At 33.6% G+C, this 13,022-nt stretch carries 16 protein-coding genes and 2 pseudogenes; 10 read left to right on the forward strand and 8 right to left on the reverse strand.

Going from position 1 to position 13,022, the window contains the following annotated elements:
* Positions 1-39: 39 nt before the first annotated feature.
* The 10 genes and pseudogenes from B9Y81_RS02240 to B9Y81_RS02285 all read left to right on the forward strand — a co-directional run.
* Positions 40-783 (forward strand): hypothetical protein, encoded by a 744-nt coding sequence (locus B9Y81_RS02240; RefSeq protein ID WP_085535360.1) that lies wholly within the window; start codon positions 40-42, stop codon positions 781-783.
* A 1-nt stretch (position 784) separates the two neighbouring features.
* Positions 785-1,927 (forward strand): T9SS type A sorting domain-containing protein, encoded by a 1,143-nt coding sequence (locus tag B9Y81_RS02245; RefSeq protein ID WP_085535361.1) that lies wholly within the window; start codon positions 785-787, stop codon positions 1,925-1,927.
* Between the two features lie 180 nt (positions 1,928-2,107).
* Positions 2,108-3,115 (forward strand): acyltransferase family protein, encoded by a 1,008-nt coding sequence (locus B9Y81_RS02250; RefSeq protein ID WP_085535362.1) that lies wholly within the window; start codon positions 2,108-2,110, stop codon positions 3,113-3,115.
* A 71-nt stretch (positions 3,116-3,186) separates the two neighbouring features.
* Positions 3,187-3,579, forward strand: coding sequence for a BSAP-5i family immunity protein (locus B9Y81_RS02255; protein WP_139822877.1), 393 nt, complete (start codon positions 3,187-3,189; stop codon positions 3,577-3,579).
* A gap of 364 nt (positions 3,580-3,943) precedes the next feature.
* Positions 3,944-4,180: a BACON domain-containing protein gene (locus tag B9Y81_RS02260; protein ID WP_085535364.1), complete on the forward strand. Its 237-nt coding sequence runs from the start codon at positions 3,944-3,946 to the stop codon at positions 4,178-4,180.
* Between the two features lie 359 nt (positions 4,181-4,539).
* Positions 4,540-5,860 (forward strand): annotated as a pseudogene (locus B9Y81_RS02265) (ATP-binding protein).
* A 196-nt stretch (positions 5,861-6,056) separates the two neighbouring features.
* The gene (locus tag B9Y81_RS02270) at positions 6,057-6,950 is read left to right on the forward strand and encodes a DUF6268 family outer membrane beta-barrel protein (RefSeq protein ID WP_085535365.1); all 894 of its coding nucleotides are present in this window, start codon (positions 6,057-6,059) and stop codon (positions 6,948-6,950) included.
* 108 nt (positions 6,951-7,058) lie between these two features.
* On the forward strand, positions 7,059-7,874 hold the full coding sequence (locus B9Y81_RS02275; protein ID WP_085535366.1) for a LytS family sensor histidine kinase: 816 nt from the start codon (positions 7,059-7,061) through the stop codon (positions 7,872-7,874).
* A gap of 302 nt (positions 7,875-8,176) precedes the next feature.
* The gene (locus B9Y81_RS15480; protein ID WP_394335426.1) at positions 8,177-8,575 is read left to right on the forward strand and encodes a histidine kinase; all 399 of its coding nucleotides are present in this window, start codon (positions 8,177-8,179) and stop codon (positions 8,573-8,575) included.
* Positions 8,532-8,750, forward strand: a pseudogene (locus tag B9Y81_RS02285) (LytR/AlgR family response regulator transcription factor); the annotation flags it as partial. The gene B9Y81_RS15480 and the pseudogene B9Y81_RS02285, both read left to right, overlap by 44 nt.
* A 99-nt stretch (positions 8,751-8,849) precedes the next feature.
* Here B9Y81_RS02285 and rplQ read toward each other — a convergent pair.
* The 8 genes from rplQ to map all read right to left on the reverse strand — a co-directional run bounded on the left by rplQ (position 8,850) and on the right by map (position 13,015).
* Positions 8,850-9,335: a 50S ribosomal protein L17 gene (rplQ, locus tag B9Y81_RS02290; protein WP_085535369.1), complete on the reverse strand. Its 486-nt coding sequence runs from the start codon at positions 9,333-9,335 to the stop codon at positions 8,850-8,852.
* A 5-nt stretch (positions 9,336-9,340) separates the two neighbouring features.
* The gene (locus B9Y81_RS02295; protein WP_085535370.1) at positions 9,341-10,333 is read right to left on the reverse strand and encodes a DNA-directed RNA polymerase subunit alpha; all 993 of its coding nucleotides are present in this window, start codon (positions 10,331-10,333) and stop codon (positions 9,341-9,343) included.
* Positions 10,334-10,344: 11 nt separating this feature from the next.
* Complete coding sequence (gene rpsD, locus B9Y81_RS02300) at positions 10,345-10,950, reverse strand: 30S ribosomal protein S4 (protein ID WP_085535371.1); 606 nt, start codon at positions 10,948-10,950, stop codon at positions 10,345-10,347.
* Positions 10,951-11,060: 110 nt separating this feature from the next.
* The gene (gene rpsK / locus B9Y81_RS02305) at positions 11,061-11,450 is read right to left on the reverse strand and encodes a 30S ribosomal protein S11 (RefSeq protein WP_085535372.1); all 390 of its coding nucleotides are present in this window, start codon (positions 11,448-11,450) and stop codon (positions 11,061-11,063) included.
* A gap of 9 nt (positions 11,451-11,459) precedes the next feature.
* On the reverse strand, positions 11,460-11,840 hold the full coding sequence (rpsM, locus tag B9Y81_RS02310) for a 30S ribosomal protein S13 (RefSeq protein ID WP_085535373.1): 381 nt from the start codon (positions 11,838-11,840) through the stop codon (positions 11,460-11,462).
* A 37-nt stretch (positions 11,841-11,877) separates the two neighbouring features.
* Positions 11,878-11,994, reverse strand: coding sequence for a type B 50S ribosomal protein L36 (ykgO, locus tag B9Y81_RS02315; protein WP_006800238.1), 117 nt, complete (start codon positions 11,992-11,994; stop codon positions 11,878-11,880).
* A gap of 15 nt (positions 11,995-12,009) precedes the next feature.
* The gene (gene infA, locus B9Y81_RS02320) at positions 12,010-12,228 is read right to left on the reverse strand and encodes a translation initiation factor IF-1 (protein ID WP_085535374.1); all 219 of its coding nucleotides are present in this window, start codon (positions 12,226-12,228) and stop codon (positions 12,010-12,012) included.
* A gap of 4 nt (positions 12,229-12,232) precedes the next feature.
* Positions 12,233-13,015, reverse strand: coding sequence for a type I methionyl aminopeptidase (map, locus tag B9Y81_RS02325; RefSeq protein ID WP_085535375.1), 783 nt, complete (start codon positions 13,013-13,015; stop codon positions 12,233-12,235).
* Positions 13,016-13,022 lie beyond the last annotated feature (7 nt).

The raw sequence follows: 13,022 nt of genomic DNA on the forward strand, positions 1-13,022 counted from the left end.
TATCTATTATAAAAATCATTAATTAAATTATTTAAAACTATGAGACGATTAATTTGGGGTTTTTCTGTGTTTTTTTGTACAAATGTTTTTGCGCAAATTTATATTCCAAATGGAACAAGTGGAGTTTTAAAATCAACAACAGATAAAGTAGGGATTGGGAAGAGTAATCCTAGTGCACTTTTTGAGGTGTACAGTACGAATGCACCTAGTGCAATGATAGGAGGACCTAATGGAAGAATTCAGATAGGGGTTTCTACTAGTAATGGTTCCTATGCTCCATATGCAAAAAATGGAAATTCTATATTACGAGTTCTGGGTGGAATTAATGAAGAAAAAGGGATGTTGTTTCATATTGCCAATGACCTAGGAGATGGTAGGAGCTATTTCAAATTTGGTGATGATAAAAATGGTGCGTGGTTTAGTCTTTACAATAATAAAAAAGTAATCATTAATGGTTTGGTTGGAATAGGGACTTCTAATCCATCTATGGCTCTTGAGGTAAATGGTAAAATTAGAGCTAAAGAAATAATTGTTGAATCAGGATGGGCTGACTTTGTGTTTAGTGATGAGTATAGATTACCTTCTTTGTATGAGGTAAAAAAACATATTAAAGAACATAAACATTTACCAGGTATTCCAACAGAATCTGAGATAAAGGAGACTGGGGCTAACCTTGGAGAAATAGTTGTAAAACTTTTACAAAAAGTTGAAGAATTAACGCTCTACTCTATTCAGCAACAAGAAATAATTGACAAATCAATAATTAATAGAAACATAGAATGATATGCAAATTAGAATATATATCTATTTAGCCATACTAAGCTTGAGTAACTTATTCAGTTTACATGCACAAACCTATAGTTATTTACCCTCTGACATAGAATGGAATGCAAATTATAATGCAGAAATAGATTTTTCTTGTTGGGTTTTTGATACAAGCGGAAGTTGGGAATTCGAGTATTCAATAGAGAATTGTCATTTAGTTGTAGGGAACGGATTAATGTCTCCTGGAATATGGACGGGAGGAGGAACAACAGATGTACGCTTTAAAATAAAATTAACGAATCCGAACAAGCAAGCCGTTGTTAAATTTAGATGGCTAAAGAATAATATTTCTCGAACTACTCGCATCTGGAAAATTAATGTAGGATCAATTCCAGAACCAACACCTACATTAAATCTATATGGTCCGGATGAAATGCAAGAAAATACTACAGCAACATTTACAGCTGATTATTCAAAACATACATCTTCTTCCAAATATACATGGGGAGTTGCTTCAGGTCTGTCCATTGTAAGTGGACAGGGAACGAATAAAGTAACAGTAAGAGCAGGAACAGCTCTAGGCAGTAAACAGATTAGTGTTTCCACAGGCAATCTTAAAACCAATAAGAATGTCAACATTACATCTTCAACTTTAAACATAAACAATCTGAGTATAACATCTAACAAGTCTTTTTCGGGAGAAGCAATAAATATTACAAACACAGCTATATTAAATAATGCCGTAGTTAGTTTTACCGCAAATTCGGCAGTTAATATAAAGCCTAATTTCCATGCTAGACAAGGAACAACAGTTACAATAACAGCGTTAGGAAATACTCTTCATAGTTCTTATGTAAATAATAGTATTGCTGATACTTTTCCTGTGCTAGACTTTGTAAATAAGAATGTTATTGGTGATGCTAAAGCTGAGGTAAGAAGTGTATTGAATAATAATATTCTATCAATCACACAAAATGTGTTAGATGATGTTATAGATCGTATCGAAATATACAACATATCAGGTGCATTGATACATAGACGAAAGGTTTCTAATAATATAGAGGATTTCAATATGCATAATTGTAATAATGGAATATACATTATTACAATTCATTATAAGAGAGGAAAAGTTCTATCAAGAAAAATTATTCTTAGAAGATAAAATCTTCACAAAAAACAGCCTTCCCATTCGTTAGAGATGGCTGTTTTTTGATAAATAATAAAGCATAAAAAAAGTGGGTGTATAACTTTTAACTACTTTTGTTTCTCGAATGCCATGGGGCACTGTTTTCTATTATTTTATTATCAAATATAAAGAAGCAATTGGCTTCTATTCAATTTTATGACTTCTCAAAAACACTATATCTGGGTTGATTATGCAAAATTTTTAAGCATATTCTTGGTGGTCTATTTTCATACATCACCGGTATTGGATAATATTCCAGGTACTTCTTTGCACTTTTTACGAATGCCTTGTTTCTTTTTCCTTGCCGGTTTGTTATTTCATTTTGACAAATACCCAACTTATAAACAATATTTTATGCATAGAAGTAAACAGCTTCTTATCCCTTATTGCTGTTTTTTTATTCTTTTCTATGCTTATTGGTTGATTATTGGTAGGAGAACAGGATCACCAGAGGATTTAGCTGCTCCTTTTTATCAGCCTATATTTGAATATTTACGAGGGACTCCTCGCTTGGTTTGTATTCCTTTGTGGTTTATTCCGTGTCTATTTGTCATGCAAAGCACATTTTTTTTGATTTTTAAACGAATAAATCGTTTATGGGCCGTTTTTATTTTATTCCTGTTCCCATTTATCGCTTTATTTGTAAATTTGGATAATACTCCATTTGCTCTTGACTCTGTATGTGGTCGAATTCCATTTTATGGAATAGCTTCTTTGTATAGGAAAGAAATATTTGATTTTTTTGAACAAAGAAAAAAACATCTTTTTATTGCCTTGAATTCATTAGTGATTCATATTGTTTTTTGCTTCTTATTTATTACTCCTGCATCAAATATGCAGCGTATAGCTATCGAACTGATTGGTAGTTTCAGCATATTGCTTCCTGTTTTGATTTTTATAAATTGGCTTTCAAGTTATTGGGGAAAACAGTTCTGGATTACATATATGGCGAGTAACGCAATCGTTATATTAGCATTTCATACGTACAGTATAATCTTTATTCAAAAACTAATATTGTGGATATTTAATGATACCATTATTTTCTTTGAGGGGAAATACACTTTAAAGCTTATTATTGCTATTGTTGTTATGGCAAGTATGATTATTCCCATTTGGTTCATAAATAAATATACTCCATTTGTGCTTGCTAGAAAACACTATTAAGTATAGTTGTTTCTTTTACTCAGACTAGTCTCAATTCTTATTTATAAACATAAACTTTTAATATAATGCTTATGACTTTTTTCAAATCCTTATTCCTTCTCTCTTTTACAGCTATTATATTCAGTTGTAGTAATGACGATGAAGCTTTCAAATTCAATACAGAATCCTTATATCAAACAACTTGGGAAGGAATAGAACTTGTGACTGACGGAGATGAGATTATAAGGACTATAAATGTGGTAATGCAATTTTTCACTACAGATAGTGGGCAATACATTCTTAAAGAAGAAGGATATTCAACGGGAATATATGAGTTTAAATATTCTATCGAAGGCAAAATTATGGATATTAAAGATGGACCTCTTTTCAGTAAACGAACTCTCTTGGATTTTTCTAAAGATAGAATAGTATTAGAAGCAATAGGTTCATACAAAGTTACTCTTACATTAACTAGAAAATATTAGTTACGCGTTTGACGAATACCCCCTTTAAGCTTACGCAACACCCCATATCAACTTACCCTTTCCCCTGTCCGACTGATTTTATTGGACTGGAGAAAGGGTACGTTTTTTTATATATACTCTATCTCTTTTCCTGTAAATAAAAAACTTTTCATATTTTTGTTAAAAATCAATGGTTGTTTGTTTTCTATTATTAAAATCATCACCTTGCTAATGCGTACTATATTCGTTACTTTTTTGTGTGGTATGTTAGAGGTTTTTAAAAGGAGAATTTGTAATCTTAGAGTAAGAAAAAAAATAGATTTGGGGTTGTAGTATTGGCTTATAAAACAATTTAACTTATAAAAATATTTAAATTTATACAATTATGAAACAAATTACTTTTTTGATTTTACTGTTATGCTGTATTTCGTGCGATGACGATAAAAAAGAACCGGAACCACCCGAAATCTCTTTGGATCGAACAGAAATTACATTTGAAGATTCAGGGGGAGAAATTACATTAAAGCTAATTGCCAATAATAATTGGACAGCAGACAATATCCCCGACTGGATTATTTTTAATCATATTTCCGAAATCACATTTCAAATGACTTTTCCTTAAATATTAATACACAAAACCAATCAATAAGTAGTAATCTGCATACGTTGATTTTTCATATTACTATATAAAAAAAAACATAAAGGTTATTTTCTCAAACATAAAGGTTATTTTTCGAAAAATAACCTTTATGTTTTTCAGCAATATACACACCTGATTATCAGCAACATACAAAAACGCCTAAAACAGGCTGAGAGCCGGCTTAAATTTACCGAAAAAGACAATAAAATTTGTCGCCACAAGAGCGTAATGATATACAACGTGAGTCATTCGGCATACATTCTGATTCTATTTGCCAATTTCAAAAAAATAAAATTACTTTTACAACAACAGTAAAATTTACCGTCGTAAAATTTACCATCATGAAATTCTACAATCGCAGAGAAGAATTGGCTCAACTCAAAGACATAAAAGAGAGAGCATTTAACGACCACTCTAAACTAACTGTATTAACAGGGCGTAGGCGTGTGGGTAAAACATTGCTTATTCTCAAGGCATTGGGAAAAGAGCCGTTTATCTACCTTTTTGTTGGTCGTAAGAATGAAGCAGACCTTTGTAGTGGGTATATTGAGGAGATTGCTCAAAAGCTCAACATTTTTGTACCACCGATGAATCGCTTTGTAGATGTGTTCCGCTTTTTGATGGAACAAGGCATAACTCGCAAGTTCTCGCTTGTAATAGATGAGTTTCAGGAATTTATGAATGTGAACGAATCTGTTTATAGCGATATACAAAACTATTGGGATCAGTATAGAACGAGGACCAATATTAATTTTGTGGTTAGCGGTTCGATCTACTCCTTGATGGTTAAGATATTTCAGGATAAGAAAGAACCTTTGTTTGGCAGAGCTGATGCTACAATGAGGGTTCGCCCTTTTACAACAGAAGTGCTCAAAGAAATTATGCACGACCATAAACCTAACTTTACAAATGATGAGCTTTTGGTTCTTTACACCTTTACGGGTGGTGTTCCTAAGTATGTTGAGTTATTGGTAGATAATAAAGCGTTGACCATTCCTAAAATGATCCGACAAATATGCCAAAGCGATTCTCCATTTTTAGGAGAAGGACGCAACTTATTAATTGAAGAGTTTGGCAAAAAATATGGAAACTATTTCTCTATTCTTTCGGCAATTTCGTCGGGTATAAATACACAATCAGAGATTGAATCTATTTTAGGTGATAAGAGTCTCGGTGGACAGCTAAACAAACTTGAAACGGTTTATGAGGTAGTAACCAAGCAACGCCCCATTTTCTCAAAAGAGGGTACACAAACCGTTAGATATGAGATATCAGACAACTTCTTGCGTTTTTGGTTCAGATATATTGAGCGAAACCGTCCACTTATTGAAATTGGTAATTTTATAGGATTGATGAAGATTGTTGAAAATGATTATACCACTTATTCAGGTAAGACACTCGAACTTTATTATAAACAAAAATTGCAGGAGAGTTTTGAATACCGCGCTATAGGTTCATGGTGGGAAGCAAAAGGAGCACAAAATGAAGTTGATATTATTGCCATTTCTTTAGACAATAAGAGCGCATTGGTTGTGGAAGTGAAGCGACAAAAAAAAGAATTTCAAACCTCAGGCATTTGAGGAAAAAGTACAGTTGCTTCGTTCAAAATTACTGCACAAGTACGAAATAGAAACAGCCTGTTGGGATATAGAGAATATGTAGGATCAGCATCATCAGAAAAGTATTATTCCGGTTATAATTCATGAGCTTAAAAAAACGGACTACGCTATTCATTTTTCTATCTTGTATCTTGGAAAAGGGATTTCGTATAGTATTCTATAGGGATTGTATATTATAAAAAAGTCGGAGACTTTCAAGCATTACTTTTGTATCAGTATTCATCTAATTAATAAAATGAATGAGATACAAATGGTTATTTTCAGCTATATTAGTACTGGCGTCGCTACAAACAGTAAGTGCTCAAATTTATATTAAGACAGATTATTTCAGGACTTCTGATTTTCGTGATGCGGATAAAACAAAAATAGGTGGGAAAGGTGACTTTAAAATAGTTGAAGGCGGACTGCAAATTCCGGTCTTTATAACGATGAACGAACTAAATCAACCAACAGCATGGGCTGTTGCCCTGCAAGGTGCTTATGGTGAGATGAATAATAAAGGTTTATCACCCAATTTTGCTTTAAATAGATTATTTAATGCCCAACTTGCATTAATCCATACCCGTCCGCTATCTGAAAAATGGTCGGTAATGGCAATGGTTGGTGGTGGTATCTATTCGGATATGTCTCATTTTTCCGGCAAATGCATTTTAGGTCAGGGAGGTGTATTATTTATCCGCAGGATGAATGCGAACTTAGATCTTGGTGGTGGTGCGGCAATCAATAATATGCTTGGCTATCCGATGGCATTTTTTTCTTTGTATCTGGACTGGCACCAAAATGGGAAGTACGACTTCAATTTGTCTATGACAACCAAATTTGAGATTTCTGGAGGAATGAGGTTAAACGAGAAATGGAAATTACGCGTGATTGGTGAAGCAAACGGTATGAGTGCTGTTGTTGACAAGGACGGAGAATCTCAAATATATGTGCACAACTGGGGTACTATTGGTTTTAGGCCGGAATTGAATTTAGGGAAGATGTGGAAAGCATACATGACAGCAGGTGTTTCGGTAAAACGGGAATCCTATTATCAGAAACGCACCTTAAAAGCCTTTTATTCCAGTATAGAGGATTATCCGCATTTTGGCGTAGCACCCTATATTTCATTCGGGCTTGGGTTTGGCTTTTGATGTAAAATAAATCTATTGAAAACAAATTCTACATATCACAATGCAGCGATAAATTTCCTGATAAATCCAGACAACAGGGGTTACAGGTATTTGTTGTTGATAGTGTGCATGGCTGTTGTAGCGGTGAATTCGGCATTGCTCTCTTTTCCTTATAACTACGCCATTGCTTTTGCATATAGCATTGGTTTGTTGATAATCTATTTGAGCATAATTTATTTGAATATTAAAATATTAGTTCCCCGCTATTTATTGCAGAATCGCTACCGGATATATATCGGCATGCTTACAACACTTGCCTTGTTCACTATAGCTTTTGATTTAACTATAGAGTTCTACATCAAAAAGTTTTTTCATCTCAATTATGGGAAATTTTCAATACTTGAAAGAAAAGATGATTTTGTATTGAATATTATTGCGACCTGTTTTCTTTATGTTATATGTTTTGCAGGGACATCCATTGGTGTGCTGTTTAAACATTGGTTAGCGTCCGTGCAACAAATAAATCAACTGGAAAAAGACACCATTAAGGCGGAACTTCAACACCTGAAAAGCCGGATTTACCCCGGTTTTCTATTCAAAACATTGGAAAAGGCAGGAGAGCAGGCATTTGAATATTCCATAGTTATCGATGAAAACATTAAGCATGTATTAGTACCTCCTTTACTGTTTGTTTCAATAGTATTGCCAACAGTTGATAGCATCACAGAATATGAAGAGATGCCATTCATCAATTTGTCATTCGGCATAAAAGATAAGTCGCTAATGTTTGTCTGCTCAGGAACAAAGTCGGGCAAAGTAACAGATATTGAAGATATAGTAAACAGTAAACGCAGATTAGATTTACTGTTTGGCGAGAATTATACATTAGATTTTAGTGAAGATGAAAAATCTCAATCTATTAATTTAGGTTTGAACATTTTATGAATAAAGGTAATGACAACGGTATATTTCACGATTTCCTGATAAATCCTAAGTTTAGCATTATCAGGCATCTGCTCTTATTGTTTCTTGTCGCAACGATTGCGTTTCAATTATCATCTGCTGAGTATCTGTCGGGGAGCAAGGCGTATGCCATAGGACAATTTTTATTATTCTCCGGAATAGTGTATTTGAATATATATGTACTCGCTCCTGCTTTGTTATTAAAAAACAAATTGCTTCAATATGTTATAGCGGTATTTATGGCGGTACTGCTTGTCATTTGCCTGATCGTCTTTTTACAATATATGACAATCGTTGCAGGAAATAAAAATTATCAACCGTCACAACCGCTGCTATTGTCTTTAATAAATGTTTTGTCCGTCGTTATTTCATTGGGCCTAATTGTGGCAGGAAGTTCCACAATCCTATTGTTTAAACAATGGATAACACACGAGCAACGCATTAGTGAGTTAGAAAACATAACAGTAAAATCGGAACTTGAACAACTGAAAAATCAGATAAACCCGCATTTTCTTTTTAATATGCTGAATAACGCAAACGAATTGTGTAAAGAGAATCCGGATGAAGCTGCGCAAATCATATTTAAACTAAATGATTTGCTCAAATACCAGTTGAGTGACAGTAGCAAGGATAAAAATAGAGCAAAAGATAATAACCAAAATGAACTTAAAAACCATTTTTGAAAAATTGCCTAATAGTATGTTTTTCCGGGTAAATAAATCCTATATTGTCAACACTCACCATATAAACTCGTTTGATAACAACGACATCCTACTTGGTTCTAATGAAATTCCAATTGGCACAGCCTACAGAGAAGCTTTCTTTGATAAATTCTTAGGTAAAAAGTTCAATAATTAATACACAAAATTGTTCTTAGAGTAAACTTCAACACAAGACAAAAAAAAGAGCAAGCTCTTAATCAGAACTCACTCTTTTTTATTGTTGCTATGAAAGATTTTACTCTTTTGTTTCTTCGGAAACTTCGGGAGTTTCTTCTACAGTTGCTGCAGGGGCTGCTGCTACACTTTTCTTTCTTTGACGTCTAGCTTTTGGAGCTTTCTTAGTGCTATCCTTCATCATGTTTTCATTGTAATCAACTAATTCAATAAAACACATTGCAGCGTTATCACCTAAACGATTTCCAGTTTTAATGATACGTGTATATCCACCTGGACGTTCTCCAATTTTTTGAGCTACATCATTAAAAAGCTCAGTAACAGAATTCTTGTCTCTTAAACTACTAAAAACAATACGTCTCGAATGAGTTGTATCTTCTTTTGCTTTAGTAATCAAAGGTTCAACATATTTACGCAAAGCTTTTGCTTTAGCAGTAGTCGTAAAAATACGTTTGTGCTTGATCAAAGACGAAGCCATGTTAGAAAGCATTGCTGCTCTATGTGTATTCGTGCGACCTAAATGATTGAATTTTTTATTATGTCTCATCTTAGTTACTCTTTGTCTAATTTATATTTACTGGTGTCCATTCCAAAAGAAAGATTTAAGCTTTCTAATAGTTCATCAAGTTCAGTTAATGATTTCTTTCCGAAGTTTCTAAACTTCAAAAGATCATTTTTATTGAATTTAACTAACTCACCAAGTGTTTCAACATCTGCTGCTTTCAAGCAATTCAACGCGCGAACAGAAAGATCCATATCAGACAATTTACTTTTAAGTAATTGACGCATATGCAGAACTTCTTCATCAAATTCTTCGTTACCTTCTGTGTCTGCAGTTTCAATTGCAATTTTCTCATCAGAGAACAACATGAAGTGATGTATTAATATCTTGGCCGCCTCTTTCAAAGCATCTTTTGGATGAATCGAACCATCAGTTGCTATTTCCAAAACAAGTTTTTCGTAATCTGTTTTCTGTTCAACACGGAAGTTTTCAATAGAATACTTCACATTACGAATAGGAGTAAAGATAGAATCAATCGCAATAACTTGTAGGTCGGAAATTAACTCCCTGTTCTCATCGGCAGGTACATAACCACGCCCTTTATTAATTGCCAATTCTATTTGAAAACTTGCCGTTGGATCGATATTGCAGATCACCAATTCAGGGTTTAATACTTCAAATCCTGTTAGATGTCTGCCTATATCACCGGCTTTGAACACTTCAGTTCCCGAAACTGAAATACTAACTTTTTCGTTTTCAATGTCCTCAACAACATGTTTGAATCTAACTTGTTTTAGATTCAAAATTATATTTGTTACATCCTCAATAACCCCTGGAATCGTTCCAAATTCATGATCAATTCCATCGATTTTTATGGATGTAATAGCAAAACCTTCAAGTGAAGACAAAAGAATACGGCGTAAAGCATTACCTATAGTTATGCCATAACCGGGTTCTAACGGACGAAACTCGAATTTACCGAAGAAATTATCCGCTTCTAACATTAATACTTTATCGGGTTTTTGAAATGCTAATATCGCCATGGAATCAATTATTATTTAGAATACAATTCTACAATCAGCTGTTCTTTAATATTTTCAGGAATATCTGTTCTTTCCGGAATGTGTAAAAACTTACCGGTCATACTTTGAGAATCCCATTCTATCCAAGGATATTTGCTGTGATTGAATCCAGCTAATGCATCAGAAACTACTTCTAAAGATTTAGACTTTTCACGAACACCAATTACTTGACCAGCCTTTACAGCGTAAGATGGAATATTTACTACCTTACCATCAACTGTTATATGACGATGTGAAACTAATTGTCGAGCAGCAGCTCTTGTTGGAGCAATTCCTAAACGATAAACAATATTATCCAAACGACTTTCTAACAATTGTAATAGAACTTCACCTGTAATACCTTTTGAGCGTGATGCTTTTTCGAATAGATTTCTAAATTGTTTTTCTAATACACCATAAGTGTATTTTGCTTTCTGTTTTTCACGAAGCTGAATACCATATTCAGAAGTCTTTCTTTTTCTGGAATTTCCATGTTGTCCAGGAGGATAATTCTTTTTTGAAAGAACTTTATCAGGTCCAAATATAGCTTCTCCAAACTTACGAGCTATTCTTGTCTTAGGTCCAGTATATCTTGCCATTTTTTTTTATTTTAAAATCAAAGTAGATTCGAAAAAGTACAGCCGCGATTATAGAGAGGGTAAGGTTTATATAATCTATTTACAATTTCCAAATCCAATTATTAATAATATTATACACGTCTCTTTTTCGGAGGACGACATCCATTATGTGGTAATGGAGTAACATCAACAATTTCTGTCACTTCAATTCCTGCTCCATGAATTGTTCTGATAGCAGATTCGCGGCCATTACCTGGGCCTTTTACAAAAACTTTAACTTTTCTCAAGCCTAAATCAAATGCAACTTTTGCGCAATCCTGAGCAGCCATTTGAGCAGCATAAGGAGTATTTTTCTTAGAACTTCTAAAGCCCATTTTTCCAGCAGAAGACCAGCTAATTACTTGTCCTTCGCTATTTGCAAGAGAAACGATTATATTATTGAAAGATGAATGGATATGTGCTTGGCCATAAGCATCAACTTTCACATTTCTTTTTTTTGCAACAACTGATTTTTTTGCCATATCAAATTATTATTTTGTAGCTTTTTTCTTGTTAGCGACTGTTTTCTTCCTTCCCTTACGCGTACGTGCATTGTTTTTTGTGCTTTGTCCACGCAATGGTAAACCAATACGGTGTCTAATTCCACGATAACAACCAATATCCATTAATCGCTTAATGTTTAATTGGATTTCAGAACGCAAATCACCTTCTACTTTGTATTCTTGGCCGATAACCTCACGAACTTTAGCAGCTTGATCATCAGTCCAATCTTTAACTTTAATATCACGATCAATGCCAGCTTTATCTAAAATAGAATTAGCCGCACTACGACCTATACCATAAATATAAGTCAAAGCTATTTCTCCCCTCTTATTCTGTGGCAAATCTACACCAACTATTCTTATAGCCATATTTTTTCCTTAATTATTAGTTTGCAAAAATAAGAAATTATCCTTGACGTTGTTTATATTTAGGATTTTTCTTGTTTATAACATACAGACGACCTTTTCTACGAACTATTTTACAGTCAGCAGTCCGTTTTTTCAAAGATGCTCTAACTTTCATATTATTATTTTTTTGTTATTTATATCTAAATGAAATTCGTCCCTTTGACAAATCATAAGGAGACATTTCGACTCTGACTTTGTCACCTGGAAGAATTTTAATATAATGCATTCTCATTTTCCCAGAAATATGAGCTGTTATTTCATGCCCATTTTCTAATTCAACTCGAAACATTGCATTTGATAATGCTTCAACGATAACGCCATCTTGTTCTATTGCAGATTGTTTAGCCATATAATTATGCCTCTTTTTCTAAGACTTCTTCTAAAAATTTAAATGATGATAAAATACGAGCTTTCCCTGATTGAATAGCAATACAATGTTCAAAATGTGCAGATGGTTTTCTATCCTTTGTTCGAACAGTCCATCCATCTTTTTCAAAAACAACATTTCTTTTTCCTAAATTAATCATGGGCTCGATACAGATACACATACCTTCACGAAGTAGACTTCCACTTCCCTTTTTCCCATAATTGGGGACTTCGGGTGCTTCATGCATCTGTTTTCCAATACCATGTCCTACAAGTTCACGAACAACAGAATAGCCATTCTTCTCACAATATTCCTGAACAGCAGAACTTATATCTCCAACTCTTTTTCCTTCAACAGCTTGTTCAATTCCAATATATAAAGATTCTTTTGTGATATCCAGTAATTTTCGAACTTCTGGATCTATCTGACCAACAGCAAATGTATAGGCTGAATCACCGACAAATCCATTTAAAATAGTTCCACAATCAATAGATATTACATCACCTTCTTTTAATATTGCTTTTTCTGAAGGTATCCCATGTACAATATGTTCATTAACTGAAGCACAAATAGAATTAGGGAAACCGCCATATCCTAAAAAAGCCGGGATAGCACCATGATCTCTTATGAAGGTCTCTGCTATACGATCTAATTGCAAGGTAGAAACTCCAGGTTTAATATACTTTGCTAATTCACCAAGTGTTTTACCAACAAGTTGATTAGCCAAATACATTAGCTCAATTTCTTCATTTGTTTTTAGATATATCATCTTCTAA

Source organism: Massilibacteroides vaginae (assembly GCF_900178525.1).
Lineage (GTDB): Bacteria > Bacteroidota > Bacteroidia > Bacteroidales > Tannerellaceae > Massilibacteroides > Massilibacteroides vaginae.